This window comes from Paracoccus aminovorans, assembly GCF_001546115.1.
GTDB lineage: Bacteria > Pseudomonadota > Alphaproteobacteria > Rhodobacterales > Rhodobacteraceae > Paracoccus > Paracoccus aminovorans_B.
In genome coordinates, this window is record NZ_KQ955208.1 from 1,843,105 (window position 1) to 1,864,600 (window position 21,496).

Sequence of the window (21,496 nt, forward strand, 5' to 3'; positions counted from 1 at the left end):
AAAGGCCCCGCCCGCGAAATCCGCAGGCGGGGCCTTGATCTTGGCGGCGACCTTCATTAGTTAGCTAACTAATGAAGGCGACTCACCCGTCGCCGACGGAAATAACCCCATGCCCGTTCGCGAAACCATGATCTTCGACACGCTCACCGCGCTGACCCGCAGCATCCGCGCTGCCTTCGAGATGCGGGTCGAGCGTTACGGCCTGACCTTCGCCCGCGCCCGCCTGCTGACCGCCATCGGCCGCGACGAGGGCGCGAGCCAGGCCCAGCTTGCCGCCACGCTGGGCATCGAGACACCGACGCTGAAGCGGCTTCTCGACGCGCTGGAACAGCAGGGCCTGGCCGAGCGCCGGGCGCTGCCGGGCGACGCGCGCAAGCATGCCGTGCACCTGACCGATGCCGCCCGCATCGAGCCCCTGCTGGGCTTCCGCGCCGAGGTCGATGCCGCGCTGTCCGAGGGTATCCCCGAGGACGATCTTGCCGCCACCCGCCGCACGCTGGCCCGCATGGCCGAGAACGCCGAAAAGCTGCGCCAGCCATGAGCGACGCCGCCACCCCGGCCGCCCCGCCGCCCTTCGTGCCGAAACCCCTGGCCATGACGCTGGGCTATATCGGCGCCTCGCTGACCATCGGCATGACGCAAGGCTTGGCGCAGGGCTTCGTCAGCAGCAATATCCCGCAGATCGCCGGCGACCTCGGCGCCACCCAGACCCAGGCCGGCTGGCTGATGGCGGCCTTTCTGATCCCGCGCGCCTCGCTGCCCCTGATGCTCATCAAGATCCGCACGCAATTCGGCCTGCGCCGCTTTGCCGAGATCGCCATCCTGCTCTACCTGCTGGTCTCGCTGGCGGCGCTGGCGATCTCGGACCTGCGCTCGGCCATCGTGGTGCAGTTCTTCGCCGGCGCCGCCGCCGCGCCGCTGTCCACGCTCGGCTTCATGTACATGCTGGAACCGCTGCCCCCGGCCTGGAAGATGCGCCTTGGCCTGCCCATGGTCATGGCCATGCTCTCGGCCGGGCCGTCGCTCGCGCGCGTGATCTCGCCCAGCCTGATGGGGGACCTGGGCTGGGGCCCGCTGCACCTGATGTCGCTGGGGCTGGCGGCGGTGTCGCTGGCGCTGGTCTATGCCTTGCCGCTGGCCTCGCTGCCGCGCGTCAAGGTGATCGCGGCCATGGACCTGGTCAGCTGGGTGCTGATCGCCATCGGCTTCGGCAGCCTGACCGCCGCCTTTACCATGGGCGCGACCTTTTGGTGGACCGACACGCCCTGGATCGGCTGGGTGCTGGCCCTGGCCGCCGTCACCCTGACCGGCGTCGTGGTGATCGAGCTGCACCGCAAGACGCCGCTTCTGGACATCCGCTGGCTCACCAGCCCGGCCATGGTGCACCTGACCATCGCCCTGCTGGTGTTTCGCCTGGTGCTGTCGGAACAAAGCTCGGGCGCGCCGCGCATGTTCCAGATCCTCGGCGTGACCCAGGGCCAACTGGTGCCGCTGTTCGCCATCATCACCGCCGCCACCGTGCTGGGCGGCCTGGCGCTGATCCCGGTCATCAAGCCCGAGCGCGTGCCGGTGCTGCACCTGGTCGCGCTGGTGCTGTTCTGCACCGGCGCCTTCATGGACAGCCATTCGACCATCGACACAAGACCGGCGCAGATGATGCTGAGCCAGGCGCTGATCGCGTTTTCCGGCACCTTCTACCTGGCGCCGGCGATGATGCAGGGGCTGGTCGCGGCGCTGGCCAAGGGGCCGAACTACCTGCTGTCCTTCGTCGTGGTCTTCATCTCGACCCAGTCGCTGGGCGGGGCCATGGGCTCGGGCCTGTTCTCGACCTTCATCAACCACCGCCAGGCCCTGCACCTGCAGGTCCTGCGCGAAGAGCTGACCGCCGCCGACCCCCAGACCACCGCCGCCATCGCCCAGAACATGGCGGCGCTGGCCTCGCAGATCCCCGACGCCGCCGCGCGCAAGGCGCAGGCGGTGGCGCTGATCGCCCAGGACGCCAGCAATCAGGCCTATGTCATGGCCTATAACGACGCCTATCTCCTGACCTTCCTGGTGGCGGCGACGGCGCTTTGCGCATTGCTGCTCCACATCTTCCGCGACTGGCTGGTCGCGCGCCGCCAGCCTGCCAACCCCGAGCCCGCGAAATGACCAAGAACCACCTGATCCCCACGCTGATCGCCCTTGTCGCCGGCCTCGCCGGCCTGCTGATCGTGCTCTACGCCTGGCACCTGCCGCCGTTCAATTCCTCGCATCCCCAGACCGAGAACGCCTATATCCGCGGCAAGATCACCACCGTTGCGCCGCAGCTCTCGGGCTATGTCGCCGCGGTCGAGGTGCAGGACTTCCAGACCGTGCGCCAGGGCCAGGTCGTCGCCCGCATCGACGACCGGCAATACCGCCAGAAGCGCGCCCAGGCCCAGGCCGCGCTGGAAGGCGCCGAGGCGGCGCTGAAGATCCAGCAGCAATCGGTGCATTCCGCCCAGGCCAGCCTGCAATCGGCCGAGGCCGCGCTTTCGGCCGCCGAGGCCGCCCGCGACACCGCGAAATCGACCTGGGACCGGGCGAGCGCCCTGCAATCGCGCGGCGTCACCGCGCAAAGCTCGGCCGACCAGTCCGAACTGGCGCTGCGCCAGGCCGAGGCCGGCGTGACGCAAGCGCAAAGCGCCATCGCCGTCGCGCGCGAGACCGTCAACGGCGCCGAGGTCGGCCTTGCCGCGAAGCGCGCCGAGATCGCCTCGGCCAGGGCGGCGGTGGAGCTGGCGCAGATCGACCTCGACAATACCGTGATCCGCGCCCCCTCGGACGGCCGCCTGGGCCAGCTCGGCGTGCGGCAGGGGCAATATGTCACCGCCGGCACCGCGCTGGTCAGCCATGTCGGCCCCGAGGTCTGGGTGATCGCGAACTTCAAGGAAACCCAGCTGCACGGCGTCCGCATCGGCGACCGCGCCACCTTCACCGTGGACGCCATGCAGCACCGCAGCTTCACCGGCCGCATCGAGGCCTTCTCGCCCGCCACCGCCTCGGAATTCAGCCTGCTCTCGGGTTCCAACGCCACCGGCAACTTCACCAAGGTTGCGCAGCGCCTGCCGGTGCGGATCGCGATCGACCCGGGGCAGGAGATGTCGGAATACCTGGAGCCCGGGCTGTCCGTGGTGGTGACGGTGGACGAGGGCTCGGGCGAGCGGTCTGCCAGCGCCGGCGCGCTGGTCATGGGGCATGAGGGCTAGGAGGAGACCAATTGGTCTGCCGCCAAGCGCTTAGCTGTCGGACTGACAGACAACCCCATGGACAACCGCTTTGCTGTCGCGATAGCCATTCAGGTGGAACGGTTTAACAGATCCACCTGTGCAGGAGTATGGTCTTGTCGCGCGCGAATATTCTTGTCTCGCTTGCTTTGAGCTTGATGTCTCATGGCGCGGCGGCCGAACAGATTTCTGCCCCCGATCTCGCCGCAATTCAGAAGGCGGTGGAGGCCGGGGACGGGGCCGCCTTGGTGCCCTTGCTGAAGGGCAAGACCGTTACCATGGAAGCCGCCGAGCGCGATGCGACAATGCTTGTATTGCTGGAACACCTCGCGCTGGTGGCCGCAGATTCGACAGCCGAACGAAGTGCGGTGGGACAGGCGCTTCTTGCCATTGCTCCAGAAGACAAGATCGGCAAGGCGTTGGCCATCGCAGAGCCGCCCGCAGGCGCCCCTACCGCAGAAGCGCCTCTTCCCAAAGAATTTTCCTTGGCGCTGGAAAAGAACGACGGCAAGGATCTGGTTCGCCTCGTTCTGTCTCCAACCTTGAAGCTTTCGGACCTGCATAGCCGGGCCGCCGAGATCGAAAAGGCCATTGCGGAATATGCTCGGCCGCTGCCTGCCAGCAATGCAACGGACAATAAGGAAGCCTATCGGGCTTTGGCAAAACTGGTACCAGACAACGCGACATACGCCGAAAAGTCGCAGAGCTACGCCGCTTTGGAGGCGGAACGCAACGAAAGCATTCTTCGAAAGCTGAAGAAAAAAACCGACGAGTTCAATGGTATCAGCTTTTATGAGCATCCTGCCAAGCCAAGATACACCGACACACGAACCTATTTCCTGCCCTATCTTGGAGCGCGCGATGGGCGGGTCTGGATGCGCTTTGTCGTACATTATACAGCGGAAAGCTGGCTCTTCGTCGAAAAGGTTTCTTTCAACGTTGATGGGGTGATTGTTCCTTTGCCCGATGCCGAATGGAAGCGTGACAATGATTCCGAGATATGGGAATGGGCGGATGTTCCTGTTAACATTCCGCTGCGCATGCTGTTGAACAAGATTGCCGACTCGAAAAAGACAGTGGTGCGGTTCGAGGGACGGCAATATTTTGACAATGTGACCATATCCGCCACAGACAAACAGGCGATCAGGGATATGTTCGTCGCTGAAGAAGCACTGAAGAAGCAGGCTTCCGTCACGACAGAGAAGCCCTAGCCGCCGGGTTCCCTACCGCTTTCCGTCGACCGTCCGGTTGTGGTGTGCACGCCCTGTGTACGCACGGTGTACGCCCCGTGCACGGCTGTCACAGCGAAAATCCCAGCATTTGCCGGGATTCCGGCTTCCGTGCAGCGCCCTCGTGTACCGCGCAACGCACGCTGCGTATGCCTGCGGTGAGGGCCGTCTGCTGTGATTGATCAAATGGTCGCAAGGCATTGCCTTATGTCATGCGCTTCAGTTGTTTCCCCGATCGAGATCTTTGCGGCCGATGGGATCGGTCGTCGCCGGCACTGGTCAGACGAGGACAAGTTGCGGATCGTGGACGAGAGCCTGCGCGGCTACCGGCAGGGCTCGGCGACGGCCCGCCGGTATGGGATTTCGCGTTCGCTGCTTTCGATCTGACGGCGCGAGTATCGTAGCGGGGCTCTTGCTGCACCGGTTCCTGGCAGTGGTTTCGTGCCCTTGGTGATGGAGGGTGGGTCGCCCGCGTCGGCGGGGCAACCCTCGTGGGAAGCCGACGACGGTCGGATCGACATCACGCTGACGAACGGGCGCCGCATGACGATCCCTGCGTCTCTGGCTCCAGCGCATCTCGCAGCGCTGTTGGGCGTGCTGGATCCTCGATGATTGCCTGCCGGAGTGAAGGTCTGGATCGCGAGTGGTGTGACCGACATGCGGTGCGGGATGAACAGCCTGGGGGCGTGATCCGCACGGCGGAGAGATCTTCTGCTTCCGGGGACGCAAGGGCGACCTGATCAAGCTGCTCTGGCACGATGGCGTCGGGATGTCGCCCTATGTGAAGCGGCTGGAGGCCGGGACGTTCATCTGGCCGGTGAGCCAGAATGGCTCGGCCGTTCCGGTCTCGGTGGCGCAGCTCGGCTCTCTTCCGGAGTGAGCGGACGAACGCCACTGGTTCGAGTGAGGCCGCGAACATCGACTGGCGCAATCCACGCTGGACACAGCGGCCTGCATCGGGTGATGCGCTACAATCCCCTTGTTTCATTGGCATTATATCGACATGGGGCAAGTCTTCGGCATGTCGGAGACCCCTTCGGAGATCGCTGTCCTGCGCGCCGCCTTGCCGCGGCAGAGGCCCGCGCATCTGCCGCGGAGGGCGCTCTGGTCGCCGCCAGGAGCGAACTGATCCAGGCCCAGGCCGTCGTCTCGGCCGCCGAGGAGATGATCCGGCACCTGCGGCTCCAGATCGCCAAACTCCGGCGCGATCGATATGGCCACAGTGCCGAACGTCATGCCCGGCTGATCGAACAACTCGAGATGCAGCCTGAGGACCTCGAGACGGACCTTGAACAGGATCGTGCAAAGGCGGATGCCGCCGCTTCCAGGACCACGGTCACGGCATTCGAACGCGGCCGCCCGGCCCGCAAGCCGTTCCCGGATCATCTGCCCCGTGAGCGCGTGGTGGTCGAGGCCCCGACCTGCTGCACCCGGCTCGTGGATCTGCGCGCATCGTGAAGATGGGCGAGGACATCACCGAGGCGCTGGAGGTGATTCCCCGGCAGTGGAAGGTGATCCAGACCGTCCGCGAGAAGTTCACCTGCCGCGACTGCGAGAAGATCAGCCAGCCGCCGGCACCGTTCCATCCGACACCGCGGGGCTGGGCCGGTCCCAATCTGCTGGCCATGGTGCTGTTCGAGATCGAGCCATGGGAACGCCACTGGTCCGAGGGACCACGGCGAGGCGGCCAGCACCAACCCCTGAACAGACAGGCCGAACGCTACGCGAAGGAGGGCGTCGAGATCAGCCTGTCCACCCTCGCCGATCAGGTCGGCTGCAACCCCTCCACGATCTGATCCGTGCCCATGTTCTCGGGGCGGAACGATTGCATGCCGATGACACAACCGTGCCGCTGATGGCCAGGGGTGGCACGCAGACTGCCCGGCTCCGGACCTGTCTACGTGACGACCGGCCCTTTGCAGGCGGGGCGCCGCCAGCGGCGCTCTATTACTTCTCCACTGATCGCAGGATGGACCATCCGACCCGGCATCTGGACGGCTGGACCGGCATTCTGCAGGCCGATGCCTGCGGCGGATACAACGGCGTCTACGACACGGCCCGCAAACCCGCGCCCGTGCGCAGCGCATTGTGCTGGTCACATGCCCGCCGCAAGTTCTTCGAACTGGCCGACATCAAGGCCACAGCCCGCAAGGGCAGAAGGCAGCCGAGGAGAGCTCGCCCATCGCGCTGGAAACGGTCAGACGCTTCGACACCATCTTCGACGCCGAGCGCGAGATCACCGGCCTGAGCGCCGAGACCCGTCATGATGTCCGTCAGCGCATCCTGCGCCCGATGGTCCAGGAGCTGCATGATTGGCTGCGGACCGAACGCGGCAGGATGTCGAAGCACAATCCGGTCGCCAAGGCCATCAACTACATGTTCGAGGAGCACGGCCGCTGGGAAGCCTTCACTCGCTTCCTCGATGACGGCCACATCTGCCTTACCGACAATGCCGCCGAACGTGCTCTGCGCGATATCGCCCTCGGCCGGAAGGCCTGGCTCTTCGCCGGTTCTCCCCGGGGCGGCGCCGCGCCGCTTTCATGTATTCCCTGATCGTCACCGCGAAAATGAACGACGTCGATCCTCAAGCCTGGCTGGCTGATGTCCTGGCACGACTGGCAGACACGCCTCTGTCTCGCCTGCCAGAATTACTGCCTTGGAACTGGAAGCGCGAAATTACCGCAAAAGCTGCATAACCACGGCCTACGCCGGATGCATACCACGCTGCCGTTGCGCCACGAAAAAAGGCCGGGCACATGCCCGGCCGCGATCCGCGAAATTTTGTGATCACACTTCCGGGACCAGCACCTCGCGCTTGCCGACATGGTTCGCCGGGCTGACCACGCCCTGCTCCTCCATCTGCTCGACCAGCCGCGCCGCCTTGTTGTAGCCGATGGCGAGCTTGCGCTGGATATAGCTCGTCGAGCATTTGCGGTCCTTGGCGACGATGGCCACGGCCATGTCGTAAAGCTCGGCATCGCCGCCCTCGCCGGTGGACAGCCCCAGCACCATGTCGATGCTGTCGGCGCGCTCCTCGTCCGGTCCCTCGACCACGCCCGACATATAGCTGGGCGGGCCGAAGCTCTTGAGATGATTGACGACTTCCTCGACCTCCTCGTCGCTGACGAAGGGGCCGTGCACGCGGGTGATCTTAGACCCGCCGGCCATGTAGAGCATGTCGCCTTGGCCCAGCAGCTGCTCGGCGCCCTGCTCGCCCAGAATGGTGCGGCTGTCGATCTTGGACGTGACCTGGAAGCTGATCCGGGTCGGGAAGTTCGCCTTGATCGTGCCTGTGATCACATCGACCGAGGGCCGCTGCGTCGCCATGATCAGGTGGATGCCGCTGGCCCGCGCCATCTGCGCCAGCCGCTGGATGCAGGCCTCGATCTCTTTCCCCGCGACCATCATCAGGTCGGCCATTTCGTCAACGATCACAACGATATAGGGGAAGGTCTCGGGCTGGAATTCCTCGGTCTCGAACACCGGCTCGCCGGTATCCTCGTCGAATCCGGTCTGCACGGTGCGCTTGAACAGCTCGCCCTTGTCCAGCGCCTCGCGCACGCGGCCGTTATAGCCCTCGATGTTGCGCACGCCCATCTTGGACATCTTGCGATAGCGTTCCTCCATTTCGCCCACGACCCATTTCAGCGCGACGACCGCCTTCTTGGGATCGGTGACGACCGGGCTCAGCAGATGCGGAATCCCATCATAAACAGACAGTTCCAGCATCTTGGGGTCGATCATAATCAGCCGGCATTCCTCGGGCGAAAGCTTGTAGAGCAGGCTCAGGATCATGGTGTTGATCGCGACCGACTTGCCCGAGCCGGTGGTCCCAGCGATGAGCAAATGCGGCATCTTGGCCAGGTTCGCCACCACCGGCCCGCCGCCGATGTCCTTGCCCAGCGCCAGCGGCAGCGGCTGGGTGCCGTCGCCATAGGCCTTGGACGCCAGGATCTCGCGCAGCACCACCTTTTCGCGCCGCGCATTCGGCAGCTCGATGCCGATGACGCTGCGCCCCGGCACGGTCGAGACCCGCGCCGACAGCGCCGACATGGACCGCGCGATGTCATCGGCGAGGCCGATCACCCGGCTCGCCTTCAGCCCCGGCGCCGGCTCCAGTTCGTAAAGTGTCACCACCGGACCCGGCCGCACCTCGGTCACCTGGCCCTTGACGCCGTAATCGTCCAGCACCGCCTCCAGCATGCGGGCGTTTTCCATCAGCGCCTCCTGGCTCAGCTGATGGCGCTGCACGGTTTCTGCCGCGGCCAGCAACGACAGCGGCGGGTTCTCATAGGGATTCGCGACCTCGTCGAAACGCATCGAGGGCTCGGCCTCGGCCAGCGCCTGGCGCGAAGGGGCAGGCCTCTTCGGCGGCACCACCACGCGCGGCGTCTCGGCGCCGAAGGGGGTGGCGGTGACCGGCTCGGGCAGGTCGTCGTCCTCGGCGCTCAGCGGCGGCTCGGCGCGGGGCAGGGACGCCCGGGCGCCGGTCAGCCGCGCGGTCACGGCCGACAGCAGCGAGGCCTTGCCCTCGTTGCGGCTGCGGATCGCGTCGCTGATGCGGGCGCTGATCTCCTCGGCCGGCGGCGGCTCGTCGTCCTCGGCATAATGGGTCTCGGGCTCGATCAGCTCGGATTCCGGCGCGAAATCATCGCGATAGGGCGCGATATGCGGCGCCGGCACGGGAATGGCCGGCCGCACGGCAGCCGCCTGCGGCAGCGCGGCCGCGCCGGCGCGGCTGACGCGGTCGCGCCGCGCCTCGGCGCGGGTCTTGATCTGCTGCGCCGCGCCCGAGGACAGCCGCGCGCCGCGATCCACCGCATGCAGCGCCAGGATGCGCGCGGTCGAAAGCCCCTCGCGCAGGAAATGCCCGATGACTGTCAGCTCCTTGCGGTCGAAGCCCAGCACGAAGGCCAGGAAGGCCGCGGCGCCGGCGGCGGTCAGCAGCGCCAGCACCTTGATGGCGATCGAGGCCTTCATCGGCATCGCGGACAGCATGCCGCCCATCAGCATGTCGCCCAGGTGCCCGCCCAGGCCGAAGCTTTGCGTCCAGCCCGCGGGCGGCGTCAGCGAGGTGGCGTAGATCGAGACCAGGACCATGGCGATGGGGAGGAAGATGCCGCGCATCAGCCGCTCTTCGCCCCGGTGCAGCATCAGCCGCAACCCCCAGGCCACGGCGCCGACGACCAGCACCCAGGTGCCATAGCCGGTGATCATGAACAGCGCCGAGGCGACATAGGCCCCGAAGCGACCCAGGTAGTTCTGCGCCGGCTGGTCGGTCGCCGACATGAAGCTGGGGTCGTCGGGCGAATAGCTGAGCAGCATCATCGCGATCAGCACGCCCAGGATCACCAGGCCCGCGCCCAGCAATTCCTTGCCGCGCCGCTCCAGCGCGGCCTGCGTGCTTTGGTCAAACAGCGGATCGCGGTGTTTCGCCTGCCAGCTCGCCATGCGTCAACCCCCTTGATACAAACAATTTTTCAGGCGGTTCAGCGCCGCCTCGGTCTGGTCGGCCGCAGCCACCAGCGCGACGCGGATGAAATTCCGCCCCGGATTTCCGCCCGCGCCGTCCCGCGCCAGATAGGCGCCGGGCAGGACCTGGATGCCGGCCTCGGCCCAAAGCTTCCTGGCCGCATCCTCGCTGTCGCCGACGCTTTCGGGCACCGGCAGCCACAGGAAGAACCCGCCCGCGACCGGCTGATAGCCCGGCACATTGCCCAGCACCCGGTCGGCGATGGCGTATTTCTGCTGATAGAGCGCGCGGCTTTCGTCGACATGGCCCTCGTCGCCCCAGGCGGCGGCGCTGACGCGCTGCAACGGCAGCGGCAGCGGTGCGCCGGCATAGCTGCGCAGCCGGCGCATCTGGGCGATCTGCCCCGCGCCGCCGGCGGCAAAGCCCGAGCGCAGCCCCGGCAGGTTCGAGCGTTTCGACAGCGAGTTGAACATCACCACCCGGTCGGCCAGACCCATGCGCGTGGCCACGGCCAGCGCGCCGGGCGGCGGGGCGTCGCGCCAGATCTCGGAATAGCATTCGTCGGAAAACACCAGGAAATCATGGCGATCCGCCAGCGCGATCAGGTCTTCCATATAATCCTCGCCGGCGATGGCGCCCTGCGGATTGGCGGGCGAGCACAGATAGGCGATGGTCGTGCGGTCCAGCACCTCGGCGGGCAGGTCGGCGAAACGCGGCATGTGGCCGGTCGCGGCGGTGGCCGGCACGAACACCGGCTCGGCACCGACGGCGGCGGCGGCGACGGCATAGACCTGGTAGAACGGGTTCGGGATCAGGATCGCCGGGCGCTGGCCGTTCTTCGTTTCGGGCGACAGGGCGAGGCCGGCATTGAACAGTCCCTCGCGCGTGCCGTTCAGCGCCATGATCCGCTCGGGCGCGACATCCAGCCCGTGCCGGCGCTTCAGCCAGCCCGAGATCGCCGCCAGCAGCTCCGGCGTGCCCTCGTTCGCGGGGTATTTGCCGAAGTCCGCCAGACTGTCCTGCAGGATCGGCCCGACGAAAGCGGGCATGTCGTGGCGCGGCTCGCCGATGGTCAGGATCAGGGGATCGCCGCCGGGTTCGATCCCGGCGAGCAGTTTCCGCAGGCGCGGAAACGCATAATCCGGCAGGTTCGAGAACCGCTCGGGTATTGCCATGACTGCCTCTCTCGTCGGGGTCGTTGCGCCCCGTTTGCCGCAAGACTACCGGCATTCCCCGGATGCGTCCAGAGTTTCGCGGGCCGCGCCCGGGGGTTTTGCCCGGATTTGCCCGGAAAGTCCGGGTCGCTAGCGCAGCGCGGCCTCGGCGGCGCTGGCCGCGACCAAGAGCGCGCGGTCGCCCCCGGCGCAGCCCATCAGCATGATGCCGCAAGCGTGATGGCCGGTGGGCAGGCTGATCGCCGGCAGGCCCAGCAGGTTGCCGATCCGGGTGTTGCGCAGCGTCAGCAGGTTTTCGCGCGCGAAGAACTCGGGCTCGGACAGCAGCCGGTCCACCGCCGGCGGCAGAATCGGCGCGGTGGGCAGGACCACGGCGTCGAAGCCGGCGACCAGCCGCTGCCAGTCTGCGCGAAGGCGGTGCAGCTCTTCCCAGCCGGCGACGTAATCGGCGGCCAGCACGTCTTTGCCGCCGCGGAACCGTTCCAGGATCGGCGGATACATCAGCTCGGGCGCGTCCTCGATCTGGTCGCGCCAGATGCCATAGGCTTCGGGCGCGAACAGCGTGGGCGACAGCGCCATGGCCTCGGCCACGCAGGGCGGCGCGGCATGGGTGATGCGCATGCCCGCGGCGGCAAGGCGGCGCAGCGCGTCCTCGAAGCCCGCGACCGGCCCTTCGCGCGCGTCGTCGAAGGGTACGCCCTCCAGCACCATCAGCCGCAGGCCGCGCGGCGGCTCGGTCAGGTCGGGGGCGGGCTCGCCGCGCAGGACGGCGAAAAGCTCGGCGCAATCCTCGACCGTGCGGGCGATGGGGCCGGCGACGTCGAATTGCCGGCACAGCGGCAGCACGCCGTCCGAGCGCACCGCGCCGGTGGTCGGCTTGAAGCCCACCAGCCCGTTCCAGGCCGCCGGCACCCGGATCGAGCCGCCGGTGTCGCTGCCGATGGCCGCCGCCGCCAGCCCCAGCGCCACCGAAACCGCCGCTCCCGAACTGGAGCCGCCCGGCGCCAGCGCGGGGTCGATGCTGTTCGGCGGCGTCGCCGTCATCGGGTTCACGCCCAGCCCGGAAAAGGCCAGCTCGGTCATGTGGGTCTTGCCCAGGCAGACCAGCCCGTCCAGCGTGGCGCCGGCCAGGATGGCAGCGTCGCGTTCGGGGGTGCGGCCCGCGAGCAGGCGCGAGCCGGCCTCGGTCGCGGTGCCGGCGCTGTCGATATTGTCCTTCCAGCTGATCGCCACGCCGTCCAACAGCCCGCGCCGCAGCCCGGCGCGGGCACGGTCATGGGCGGCGACGGCCTCGGCCCGGGCACGTTCGGGGGTCAGCCGGGCATAGATCCGGCGGCCATAGGGATGGCGGCCGGCGGCATCGAGATAGGCTTCGACCTGCCCCAGCGGGCTGATGAGCCCGGCCAGGATCGCCCGCCCCTGTTCCGCCGCCGATGCCTTGAGCCAGTCCATGCCGTTACCCCTGAAAAACCTGTTTGCAATATCGCACACGCTAGCCCGGCAAGGGGTTTGCCGCAATGCCGCAGGCATGGGCGCAATGACCGATGGACATTGCCCGGCCAAGCAGCATTATGCGCGCCATGACGACGGATTTCGACATCGTGATCGCCGGCGGCGGGCTGAACGGCCCGGCCCTGGCGCTGGCCCTGGCCGATGCCGGGCTCAGCGTGGCCGTGGCCGATGCACGGCCCGCCGAGGCCCGCGCCGGCGACGCCTTCGACGGCCGGGCCTATGCGCTGGCGCTGGCCTCGCAGCGGCTGCTGGCGGCGCTGGGGCTGTGGCCGGAGCTGGCCCGCCATGCGCAGGAGATCCGCAGGGTCGAGGCGACGCAGGGCGTTCCGGGCAGTGGTCCCGGCCCCTTCGGCCTGCATTTCGACGGCGCCGAGATCGAGGAAGGCCGCCTGGGCTATATGCTTGAAGACAGGTTCCTTTATCGCGCCCTGCTGGCGGCGATGGCGGGGCGGGTCACGCATCTGCCGGGCGTTTCGGTGACCGGCCAGCAGCCCGAGGCGGCGGCGATCCGCAGCACGCTGTCGGATGGGCGCGCGCTGGTCTCGCGCCTGCTGGTGGGCGCCGACGGGCGGCAATCCGGCGTGGCGCGGCGGGCCGGGATCAAGCGGCTGGGCCGCGACTATGGCCAGATCGCGCTGGTCGCGGCGGTCGATCACGACCTGCCGCACCAGGGCACCGCGCATCAGTTCTTCATGCCCGGCGGGCCGCTGGCGATCCTGCCGCTGCCCGGCAACCGCAGCTCGATCGTGTGGTCCGAGCCCGAGGCCAGCGCCCGCGAGATCATGGCGCTGTCCGACGCACAATTCCTTGAGGTGCTGCGCCCGCGCTTCGGCGATTTCCTGGGCGAGATCCGGCTGGCCGGTCCCCGATTCTGCTATCCGCTGAACCTGACCCTGGCCGAGCGCTATGTCGCGCCTCGCGTCGCGCTGGTCGGCGACGCGGCGCATGGCGTGCATCCGGTGGCCGGGCAGGGGCTGAACCTGGGGCTGCGCGACGTGGCCGCCCTGGCCGAGGTGCTGGTCGCCGCCCGCCGCCGCGGCGAGGATATCGGCACCGACCCGGTGCTGGCGCGCTACCAGGACTGGCGCCGGCCCGACGCGACGCTGCTGGCCTTGGGCATGGATGGGGTGAACACGCTGTTTTCGAACGGCAATCCGCTGCTGCGGGCGGCGCGGGAAATCGGCATGGGGCTGGTCGATGCGCTGCCGCCCTTGCGGCGCGGCTTCATGCGCCAGGCGGCGGGTCTGTCGCTGGAGCCGATGCCGCGCCTGCTGACCGGGCGGCCGCTTTAGGGAACGCTCACGCCGGCGTCAGCGTTGGGCCGGGCGCGCATCCGGCGATCGTGATGTGCAAGTCCTTGGAGAACCGCTATCATCCCCGGCATGAAACTGAAATCGCTCGCCCTCGCGCCCGTCCTTGCCCTTGCCATGGCCTTCCCCGCCATGGCCGAGAAGATCCCGCTGAACGAGATCTCGCGCTATCTCAATGGCCTGAAGACCGCCATGTCGGACTTCACCCAGGTCAATGCCGATGGCAGCATCACCACCGGGACGGTCTATATCCAGCGCCCGAACCGGGTGCGCTTCGAATACAAGGGCGACCGCACGCTGGTGCTGGCCTCGGCCGGGCAGGTCGCGGTCTTCGACGGCAAGTCGCGCGGCGGGCCGCAGCAATATCCGCTGTCGAAGACGCCGCTGTCGCTGATCCTGGCGCCGAACATCAACCTGGGCCAGGCCCGCATGGTCACCGGCTATAGCGAGAAAAAGAACAGCACCGTGGTCACCGCGCAGGATCCGCAGCACCCGGAATACGGCAATATCCAGATGGTGTTCACCGCCAGCCCGACGCAGCTGCGGCAATGGGTGGTCACCGACCAGGCCGGCAAGCGCACCACGGTAATCCTGGGCGACATGAAGACCGGCGTGTCCTTCAAGCCCTCGACCTTCGCCATCGAGAACGAGATCGCCCGCCGCCGCTAGGGCGCGGGCGACCGTTTCAGCGGACCCGGATCAGCGGCAGGTCGCCAGCTGCATCCGGTAAAGCTCGGACCGGGCCTGGACCTTGCCCGCGACGCTGACCAGCCAGGGCTTGCCGCGATGCGAGCCATTGGCGAAGCCGTTCCGCCCCTCGTGATAGGCCAGGTATTGCGCGCCGGCGTCCTGTTTCGAGACGCCCAGCCGCTTGGCCGTGCCGTCCATGTACCAGCCCATGAAATCGGTCGCGTCCCTGATATTGTCGCGCCGCGCGCCGCGGTTGCCGGTTTCCTTGCGGTATTCGTCCCAGGTGCCGTCCAGCGCCTGGCTATAGCCATAGGCCGAGCTCTGCCGCCCCATCGGGATGATTCCCAGCGCATAGCGATGCGGGGTGCGGGCGTCGCCGATGAACTTCGATTCCTGGTGGATCGTCGCCATCTGCACATTGATCGGAACGCCCCAGCGCCGCTCGGTCTGCTTCATGGCGCGCATATAGGCCGGACGCTCGCTGGCGAGCAGGCAGGCGTTTTCCAGATTGCGCGGTGCCTTGTAGTTCCCGCCGCCCCCGCACGAGGCGACCAGCCCGACGATGGCGAGCTTGAGAAACCTGTTCATACTGCCCTCATGTTTTTTGCGGCCAGCATAAGCGGATTCGCGGCGGGCGCGCAAATGACAAAGCCGCGCGCGGCCTAGCTGGGCAGGACCGAGACCGATTTCACGATGGCATGGCAGGCAAGCCCGGGCTGCAATTCCAAGGCCTTGACCGAGCGTTCGGTGACCTGCGCAAGCATCCGCTCATCGCTCGCGGCCAGCTGCACCAGCCCGCCGTCGATGCGCGTCACCCGCACCGGCAGCACGTTCAGCGCCGAGAGCCCCTGCGGCACATGCCGCGACAGGATCACCTCATGCGCCAGGATTCGCAGCCGCATCTCGGGGCCCTGCGGCAGCGGGCCGGGCAGCAGCATCGGCCCGGCGGCGGTGGCGACGCGGATCATGCCGTCCGGCTCGACGCCCTCGACGCGGGCCCGGATCAGGGCGCCGGCCTCGCGCGCGCCCAGGCGCGGCGCCAGCGCGGGATCGGCCAGGATCCCGGCCAGCGGCCCGGCATGGCTGACCCGGCCGCGATCCATCAGCACCACGGTATTGGCCAGCCGCAGCACCTCGGGCACCGAATGGCTGACGTAAAGCATCGGCAGCCGGATCTCGTCCCGCAGCCGTTCCAGCCAGGGCATGATCTCGGCCTTGCGGGCATCGTCCAGCGCGGCCAGCGGCTCGTCCATAACCAGAAGCGCCGGGTCCGACAGCAGGGCGCGGCCGATGGCGGTGCGTTGGCGCTCGCCCCCCGACAGGGTGGCGGGACGGCGTTTCAGCAGGGGCCCCAGCGCCAGCATCTCGACGATGCGGTCGAAGTCGCGCGCTGCGCCGCGCCGCCAGCGCGCGGGATAGCGCAGGTTCGCGGCAACCGTCAGATGCGGGAAAAGCCGCGCGTCCTGAAACACATAGCCGATGCGCCGCGCCTGCGGCGGCAGGTCGGTCGTGGCGTCGTAAAGCACCCGGCCGTCCAGCGCGATGCGCCCCGCATCGGGCCGCAGCAGCCCGGCGACGGCATTGACGGTCGAGGTCTTGCCGCAGCCGGACGGCCCGAACAGCGCCGTTACCCCGACCGGCGCCTGAAAGGCCACCTCCAGCGCCAGCCCGGGAAAGTCGCGGCGGAAATCGACCTGAAGCATCAGCGCGCCCCGGCGATGCGCGCGGCCATGCGCCGCGCCAGCCCTTCCGAGACCAGCACCGCTGCCATGGCGATCACCACCGACACCACGACCAGCCGTAGCGCCGCCGCGTCGCCGGTCGGCGTCTGCAGCAGCGCGTAGATGGCCGAGGGCAGCGTCTGGGTCTGGCCCGGAATATTGCTGACGAAGGTGATGGTGGCGCCGAATTCGCCCATCGCCTTGGCAAAGCCCAGCGTGGCGCCCGCCAGGATGGCGGGCAGGATCAGCGGCAGGGTCACGGTCAGGAAGGTCCAGGCCCGCGACGCGCCCAGGGTGGCGGCCGCCTGTTCCAGCTTGGGGTCCACCGCCTCGAACCCCAGCCGGATGGCGCGCACGACCAGCGGAAAGCTCATGATGCCGCAGGCCAGCGCGGCGCCGGTCCAGCGAAAGGCAAAGACGATGCCCAGCGGCTTCAGCAGGCTGCCGATCGGGCCCTGGGTGCCGAAACTGACCAGCAGCAGATAGCCGGTGACCACCGGCGGCAGGATCAGCGGCAGGTGCACGAGGCCGCTGAGCAGCCCGTGCCCCGGAAACCGGCGCCGGGCCAGCAGCCAGGCGACAGCCACGGCAAGGGGCAGGCTGGCGAGCGTCGCGACGCTGGCCACCCGCAGGGACAGGCGCACGGCCTGCCATTCCTGAGGGCCAAGCCAGTCGGTCGGGTTCATGGCGTGACGGTAAAGCCTTGCGATTCAAAGATCGACTTTGCCGGCTCTTGCGACAGGCTGTCAAGGAAGGCGCTCGCCTGCGGCGTGTCGGCCGATTTGGTCACGGCTGCGGGATAGGTGATCTTTTCGTGGCTGTCCTCGGGGAAGGTCGCAATGACGCCCACGCCCTTTTCGGCCACGGCGTCGCTGCCATAGACGATGCCCAGCGGCGCCTCTCCGGTCGCGACCAGCTTCAGGGCGGCGCGGACGTTGTCGGCCTGGGCGACCTGGCCTTCGACCTTGTCCCACAGGCCCAGCTTGGTCAGGGCCTGCTTGCCGTATTGCCCGGCGGGCACGGAATCGACCAGTGCCATGGCCAGCTTGCGCTCGCCCAGCAGCGTCGGCAGCTCGGTCACCGGTGCCGCGGCGGGCGTGCCGGTGCCGACCAGGACCAGCGTGTTGCCCAGCAGGTCCTTGCGCGTGGCGGCGTCGATGTCGCCCGAATCCTGCACCGCATCCATCCATTCCGTCGAGGCCGAGATGAACAGGTCGGCCGGCGCGCCCTGCTGGATCTGCTTGGCCAGCTGCGAACTGCCGGCATAGGAGATTACCACGGTGTCGTCCTTGTGGCTTTGCTGCCATTGCGCGGCAATGCCGTCCAGCGCGTCCTTCAGGCTGGCGGCGGCAAAGATGGTGATCTCGTCGGCATGGGCAGCGGGGGCCAGCGCGACCAGTGCGGCGGCAATCAGGGGCAGGCGCATGGAAAGCTCCGTTCAATGTGTCCGAATGGACATAACCGCCGCCCGCCGGCGCTGGCAACCGTTATTTACACCGGAACAGAACGCTGCCCGGCGCGCAGCCGGGCCAGCGCCTCGGCGCCCTGATCGCGCAGCAGCGCCTCCAGCGCCCGGTAGTCGGCCAGCACCGCGCGCCCGCGCGCGGTCAGTTGCGCGCCGCCGCCCTTGGCGCCGCCCCGGCTGCTGTCGACCAGCGGCGCGTCGAAATGACCGTTCATCTCTTCGACCAGCGACCAGGCGCGGCGATAGCTCATCTTCATCCGCCGCCCGGCGGCCGAGATCGAGCCCTCCTCGTCGATGAATTGCAAGAGATCGGCCTTGCCGCGCCCGAAGGTCAGGCCGGAGTCGAAATGCAGGCGGAGGCTCAGCCGGGGGTCGTCGCTCATGCCCGCATCTTGCCCGGATTCCGCTCCGTCGCAAGAGCATCGGGCTTTCCAAGGTCCCGGGGCGTGGCTACGAATGACAGGGATCGCGCAGCGAAGAGGGAAATCATGTCCGAGGACGAAATCGTCATCCTGTCGGGGGCCCGCACGGCCATCGGCACCTTCGGCGGCAGCCTAGCGGGCGTGCCGCCGATCCAGCTGGCCGCCACCGTGACCCGTGCCGCCATCGAGCGCGCCGGCCTGGGCGCGGACCGCATCGGCACCGTGGTCTTCGGCCATGTGCTGAACACCGAGCCGCGCGACATGTATCTGTCCCGCGTCGCGATGCTCGAGGCCGGGGTGCCGGACACGACGCCGGCGATGAACGTGAACCGGCTTTGCGGCTCGGGCGCGCAGGCCATCGTCTCGGCCACGCAGGCGCTGATGCTGGGCGATGCCGATTTCGCCGTCGCGGGCGGCGCGGAATCCATGAGCCGCGCGCCCTATGCGGTGCCGGCGGCCCGGTTCGGCGCCAAGATGGGCGATGTGCAGATGCTGGACATGATGGTCGGCGCGCTGACCTGCCCGATGGGCACCGGCCATATGGGCGTCACCGCCGAGAATGTCGCGCGCGAGCATGACATCTCGCGCCAGGCGCAGGACGCCTTCGCGCTGGAAAGCCAGCGCCGCGCCGCGCATGCCATCGCGCAGGGCTGGTTCAAGGAGCAGATCGTCCCGGTCGAAATCAAGACCCGCAAGGGCGTGGTGGCCTTCGACACCGACGAGCATCCCAAGGCCACCGACCTGGAAAAGCTCGCGGCGCTGAAGACCGTGTTCCAGAAGGACGGCACGGTCACGGCGGGCAATGCCTCGGGCATCAACGACGGTGCGGCGGCGCTGGTGCTGGCCCGGGCCGATGCGGCCAAGGCGGCTGGTGCGACGCCGCTGTTCCGCGTGCTGGGCTATGCGGTCGCGGGCGTACGTCCCGAGGTCATGGGCATCGGCCCGGTGCCCGCAGTCCAGGCGCTGCTGCAACGCACCGGCCTGAAGGCCGGCGATTTCGACGTGATCGAATCGAACGAGGCTTTCGCGGCGCAGGCGCTGGCGGTGAACAAGGGCCTGGGCTTCGACCCCGCCCGGGTGAACCCGAACGGCGGCGCCATCGCGCTCGGCCATCCCGTCGGCGCCACCGGCGCCATCGTCACCGTCAAGGCGATGTATGAACTGCTGCGAACCGGCGGTCGCAAGGCGCTGATCACCATGTGCATCGGCGGCGGCCAGGGCATTGCGCTGGCGATCGAGCGGATCTGACATGCCGCGGGAGTATTTGGAAAACGGTGAAAGGACAGGGGAAGGCGCCCCGTTTCACCGTTTGACAAATACTCCCGCACCATCCCGGCGGGGCGGAGCGGCTGCTTTCGCTCGCCGCGTCGCCAGACGAAGCGGGAGGGCTGCGTGATGTCCAAGACCCCGATCCACGCCTGCCAGGTCTGCGGCAGGCCGAAGGATGCCAGTGATCTTGCCGAGGCGGCGGATCTGCGGCCGGCCCTGTCGCGGCTGGTCCGCGAGGACGTGCGGGATTGGGACGAGGGCAGGCGGATCTGCACCGACTGCCTGCAGAAATACCGCCAGCTTTACCTGACGCAGCTTCTGGCCGATGAAACCGGAGAACTGGGCGAACTCGAGGCCGAGGTGGCGCAAGTGCTGTCGCGCGGCACGCTGCTCACGCCCTCGACGGCGCCGGTCGAGCGGGACCGCGCGTTGCGCTTCGGCGAGCGCATGGCCGATCGCGTCGCCGATTGGGGCGGCTCCTGGAGCTTCATCCTAATCTTCGTCGCGGTGCTGGCGCTGTGGATGGCGGGCAATGTGTCGGGGTTGCTGTTCGGGTCCTTCGATCCCTATCCCTTCATCCTGCTGAACCTGGTGCTGTCCTGCATCGCCGCGTTGCAGGCACCGATCATCATGATGAGCCAGCGCCGGCAAGAGGCGCAGGATCGCCGCCGGGCCGAGAGCGATTATCAGATCAACCTGAAAGCCGAACTGGAATTACGCCAGCTGCATGAGAAGATCGACCACCAGCTGACGCATCAATGGCGGCGCCTGCTGGAGATCCAGCGCATCCAGGTCGATCTGCTGCACGAGATGCGGCGCGCGCAGCAATAGCGACCCGGACGAGAGCGGGCGAGAGCTGCGCAAAGCCGGCCGATGCGCGGCGGTTGCGGGCGAAAGCGAAGCCTGCCGGCAAGAAGCGGCCGCGTTCAACGTCGGGGCACGGCCCATCAGGTCGGCGTCGCGCATCCCGCGCGCGATAGGGCCTGCGTCCCGGCGCAGGATGCCCGCGCCGCTACGCCACCCGCCACGATGAAGCGAAGACCACCGCCACGACCAGAGCCTGCCGAAATCGGGTCTGTCTTGGCATGCGGCTTCGAATGGGGAACGAGCCGTTCCGTGGGAACGGCTCGCGAGATCCACGGAGATGGTCCGGTTAGGGTTGGTGCCCACCGTCCCAGCCAGGGTTCACGACCCTTGGGGCTGCCCTCAGGCCAGATCCCTCCTGACTGTCCCGACACCTCTCTCCAATATCACTCTCGACACTGGACCACCTCCTTTCAATAAGTTGCCTTATAAGGTCAGCCTGACACAAAATCATGACCAGTCAATGAATTTGCGCGCGCCTCTGGATCAAATTTCCGACGATGATGCGGAAGGGGACAAGGGCCAGAACTGCCTGCGCCAGCTTCACCAGCCAGTCCGCCGTTGCCAGCGAAATCCACAGCGGCAGAACCGGACCCAGGCCCAGCAGCGCAACCGGCTCATTTGCCCATGAAACATCGTCCGCCGGGAAAACCGCGCTCAGCGGGGCAGAGAAGGCGATGCTGAAGAAGATGGCAGTATCGACCACCGAACCGACCAGGCTGGCGGCCAAAGGTGGCAACCACCAGTTGTATTTCCGCAACTGGTTGAAAACCGTTATGTCCATCAACTGGGCAGAAAGGAAGGCCGCGCCCGAGGCGACGGCGATGCGCAACGTGGTCTTGTCCATGCCGGCCGCGACCAGCGAGCACAGCACGCCGGTGATGAAGCCGGCGAACACCACCTTGCGGGCGGCCGTCGGACCATAGACCCGGTTCATGATGTCGGTGACCAGGAAGGCGACCGGATAGGTCAGCGCCCCCCAGGTCAGCCAGGCGCCCAGCAGGTGCTGGACCAGGATGTTCGAGGCCACGACGGTGATGGCCATGGCGATGACGCCGGGAAGAAGGCGGGGCATGTCGGTGATCCGTTTTGACAAGGTAGCGGAGACTCGGCCCTTG

18 protein-coding genes and 1 pseudogene are annotated in these 21,496 nt (G+C 67.7%); 10 read left to right on the forward strand and 9 right to left on the reverse strand.

The window, feature by feature from the left end; genetic code table 11:
- Positions 1-109 precede the first annotated feature (109 nt).
- The 6 genes and pseudogenes from ASV56_RS09460 (at position 110) to tnpC (ending at position 7,173) form a co-directional block, all read left to right on the forward strand.
- The gene (locus ASV56_RS09460; RefSeq protein ID WP_062561744.1) at positions 110-541 is read left to right on the forward strand and encodes a MarR family winged helix-turn-helix transcriptional regulator; all 432 of its coding nucleotides are present in this window, start codon (positions 110-112) and stop codon (positions 539-541) included.
- Positions 538-2,151: an MFS transporter gene (locus ASV56_RS09465; RefSeq protein WP_062561745.1), complete on the forward strand. Its 1,614-nt coding sequence runs from the start codon at positions 538-540 to the stop codon at positions 2,149-2,151. The genes ASV56_RS09460 and ASV56_RS09465 overlap by 4 nt, the downstream gene beginning before the upstream one ends.
- Positions 2,148-3,230, forward strand: coding sequence for an HlyD family secretion protein (locus ASV56_RS09470; RefSeq protein WP_062561746.1), 1,083 nt, complete (start codon positions 2,148-2,150; stop codon positions 3,228-3,230). Before ASV56_RS09465 ends, ASV56_RS09470 begins: the two co-directional genes overlap by 4 nt.
- Positions 3,231-3,364: 134 nt before the next feature.
- The gene (locus ASV56_RS09475; protein ID WP_156429119.1) at positions 3,365-4,459 is read left to right on the forward strand and encodes a hypothetical protein; all 1,095 of its coding nucleotides are present in this window, start codon (positions 3,365-3,367) and stop codon (positions 4,457-4,459) included.
- A gap of 757 nt (positions 4,460-5,216) precedes the next feature.
- Positions 5,217-5,357: a transposase gene (gene tnpB, locus ASV56_RS24415; RefSeq protein ID WP_253879986.1), complete on the forward strand. Its 141-nt coding sequence runs from the start codon at positions 5,217-5,219 to the stop codon at positions 5,355-5,357.
- Positions 5,358-5,498: 141 nt separating this feature from the next.
- Positions 5,499-7,173: pseudogene (tnpC, locus tag ASV56_RS09490) on the forward strand (IS66 family transposase).
- A gap of 91 nt (positions 7,174-7,264) precedes the next feature.
- Here tnpC and ASV56_RS09495 read toward each other — a convergent pair.
- From ASV56_RS09495 to ASV56_RS09505, 3 genes are all read right to left on the reverse strand, one after another.
- Positions 7,265-9,928, reverse strand: a complete 2,664-nt coding sequence (locus tag ASV56_RS09495) for a DNA translocase FtsK (RefSeq protein ID WP_062561749.1) — start codon at positions 9,926-9,928, stop codon at positions 7,265-7,267.
- A gap of 3 nt (positions 9,929-9,931) precedes the next feature.
- Positions 9,932-11,125: an aminotransferase class I/II-fold pyridoxal phosphate-dependent enzyme gene (locus ASV56_RS09500; RefSeq protein ID WP_062561750.1), complete on the reverse strand. Its 1,194-nt coding sequence runs from the start codon at positions 11,123-11,125 to the stop codon at positions 9,932-9,934.
- Between the two features lie 129 nt (positions 11,126-11,254).
- Positions 11,255-12,577, reverse strand: a complete 1,323-nt coding sequence (locus ASV56_RS09505; protein ID WP_062561751.1) for an amidase — start codon at positions 12,575-12,577, stop codon at positions 11,255-11,257.
- Between the two features lie 128 nt (positions 12,578-12,705).
- Here ASV56_RS09505 and ASV56_RS09510 point away from each other — a divergent pair, with 128 nt between their 5' ends.
- Both ASV56_RS09510 and ASV56_RS09515 read left to right on the forward strand, forming a co-directional pair.
- Positions 12,706-13,929 (forward strand): UbiH/UbiF/VisC/COQ6 family ubiquinone biosynthesis hydroxylase, encoded by a 1,224-nt coding sequence (locus ASV56_RS09510; RefSeq protein WP_062562303.1) that lies wholly within the window; start codon positions 12,706-12,708, stop codon positions 13,927-13,929.
- Positions 13,930-14,019: 90 nt separating this feature from the next.
- Positions 14,020-14,616, forward strand: coding sequence for a LolA family protein (locus ASV56_RS09515; RefSeq protein ID WP_062561752.1), 597 nt, complete (start codon positions 14,020-14,022; stop codon positions 14,614-14,616).
- 30 nt (positions 14,617-14,646) lie between these two features.
- Here the strand turns inward: ASV56_RS09515 and ASV56_RS09520 are convergent, their stop codons facing one another.
- From ASV56_RS09520 to ASV56_RS09540, 5 genes are all read right to left on the reverse strand, one after another.
- Positions 14,647-15,225: a transglycosylase SLT domain-containing protein gene (locus ASV56_RS09520; RefSeq protein ID WP_062561753.1), complete on the reverse strand. Its 579-nt coding sequence runs from the start codon at positions 15,223-15,225 to the stop codon at positions 14,647-14,649.
- A gap of 74 nt (positions 15,226-15,299) precedes the next feature.
- Entirely contained in the window at positions 15,300-16,340 is a 1,041-nt protein-coding gene (gene modC / locus ASV56_RS09525; RefSeq protein ID WP_062561754.1) for a molybdenum ABC transporter ATP-binding protein, read from the reverse strand.
- Complete coding sequence (modB, locus tag ASV56_RS09530) at positions 16,340-17,044, reverse strand: molybdate ABC transporter permease subunit (protein ID WP_062561755.1); 705 nt, start codon at positions 17,042-17,044, stop codon at positions 16,340-16,342. Before modB ends, modC begins: the two co-directional genes overlap by 1 nt.
- Positions 17,041-17,784 carry a molybdate ABC transporter substrate-binding protein gene (gene modA / locus ASV56_RS09535; protein WP_062561756.1) on the reverse strand — a complete coding sequence of 248 codons (744 nt, stop codon included), beginning with the start codon at positions 17,782-17,784 and terminating at the stop codon, positions 17,041-17,043. Before modA ends, modB begins: the two co-directional genes overlap by 4 nt.
- A 65-nt stretch (positions 17,785-17,849) precedes the next feature.
- Positions 17,850-18,206 carry a winged helix-turn-helix domain-containing protein gene (locus tag ASV56_RS09540; protein ID WP_062561757.1) on the reverse strand — a complete coding sequence of 119 codons (357 nt, stop codon included), beginning with the start codon at positions 18,204-18,206 and terminating at the stop codon, positions 17,850-17,852.
- Positions 18,207-18,311: 105 nt separating this feature from the next.
- Between ASV56_RS09540 and ASV56_RS09545 the strand changes: the two genes are divergently transcribed.
- A complete protein-coding gene (locus ASV56_RS09545; RefSeq protein WP_062561758.1) occupies positions 18,312-19,493 on the forward strand; it encodes an acetyl-CoA C-acyltransferase family protein in 1,182 nt (393 codons plus the stop codon).
- 147 nt (positions 19,494-19,640) lie between these two features.
- Positions 19,641-20,345: a DUF1003 domain-containing protein gene (locus tag ASV56_RS09550; protein WP_062561759.1), complete on the forward strand. Its 705-nt coding sequence runs from the start codon at positions 19,641-19,643 to the stop codon at positions 20,343-20,345.
- Positions 20,346-20,838: 493 nt separating this feature from the next.
- Here ASV56_RS09550 and ASV56_RS09555 read toward each other — a convergent pair whose 3' ends face one another.
- Entirely contained in the window at positions 20,839-21,453 is a 615-nt protein-coding gene (locus tag ASV56_RS09555; protein WP_062561760.1) for a VUT family protein, read from the reverse strand.
- Positions 21,454-21,496: the final 43 nt, after the last annotated feature.

Excerpts from the sequence above, each read along its gene's own strand:
- ASV56_RS09495 (WP_062561749.1), bottom strand. The coding sequence starts at position 9,928 with ATGGCGAGCTGGCAGGCGAAACACCGCGATCCGCTGTTTGACCAAAGC.
- modC (WP_062561754.1), bottom strand. The coding sequence starts at position 16,340 with ATGCTTCAGGTCGATTTCCGCCGCGACTTTCCCGGGCTGGCGCTGGAG.
- ASV56_RS09510 (WP_062562303.1), top strand. The coding sequence starts at position 12,706 with ATGACGACGGATTTCGACATCGTGATCGCCGGCGGCGGGCTGAACGGC.
- ASV56_RS09470 (WP_062561746.1), top strand. The coding sequence starts at position 2,148 with ATGACCAAGAACCACCTGATCCCCACGCTGATCGCCCTTGTCGCCGGC.
- ASV56_RS09550 (WP_062561759.1), top strand. The coding sequence starts at position 19,641 with ATGTCCAAGACCCCGATCCACGCCTGCCAGGTCTGCGGCAGGCCGAAG.
- modB (WP_062561755.1), bottom strand. The coding sequence starts at position 17,044 with ATGAACCCGACCGACTGGCTTGGCCCTCAGGAATGGCAGGCCGTGCGC.
- ASV56_RS09465 (WP_062561745.1), top strand. The coding sequence starts at position 538 with ATGAGCGACGCCGCCACCCCGGCCGCCCCGCCGCCCTTCGTGCCGAAA.
- ASV56_RS09460 (WP_062561744.1), top strand. The coding sequence starts at position 110 with ATGCCCGTTCGCGAAACCATGATCTTCGACACGCTCACCGCGCTGACC.
- ASV56_RS09555 (WP_062561760.1), bottom strand. The coding sequence starts at position 21,453 with ATGCCCCGCCTTCTTCCCGGCGTCATCGCCATGGCCATCACCGTCGTG.
- ASV56_RS09540 (WP_062561757.1), bottom strand. The coding sequence starts at position 18,206 with ATGAGCGACGACCCCCGGCTGAGCCTCCGCCTGCATTTCGACTCCGGC.
- ASV56_RS09500 (WP_062561750.1), bottom strand. The coding sequence starts at position 11,125 with ATGGCAATACCCGAGCGGTTCTCGAACCTGCCGGATTATGCGTTTCCG.
- ASV56_RS09520 (WP_062561753.1), bottom strand. The coding sequence starts at position 15,225 with ATGAACAGGTTTCTCAAGCTCGCCATCGTCGGGCTGGTCGCCTCGTGC.
- ASV56_RS09545 (WP_062561758.1), top strand. The coding sequence starts at position 18,312 with ATGTCCGAGGACGAAATCGTCATCCTGTCGGGGGCCCGCACGGCCATC.
- modA (WP_062561756.1), bottom strand. The coding sequence starts at position 17,784 with ATGCGCCTGCCCCTGATTGCCGCCGCACTGGTCGCGCTGGCCCCCGCT.
- ASV56_RS09515 (WP_062561752.1), top strand. The coding sequence starts at position 14,020 with ATGAAACTGAAATCGCTCGCCCTCGCGCCCGTCCTTGCCCTTGCCATG.
- ASV56_RS09505 (WP_062561751.1), bottom strand. The coding sequence starts at position 12,577 with ATGGACTGGCTCAAGGCATCGGCGGCGGAACAGGGGCGGGCGATCCTG.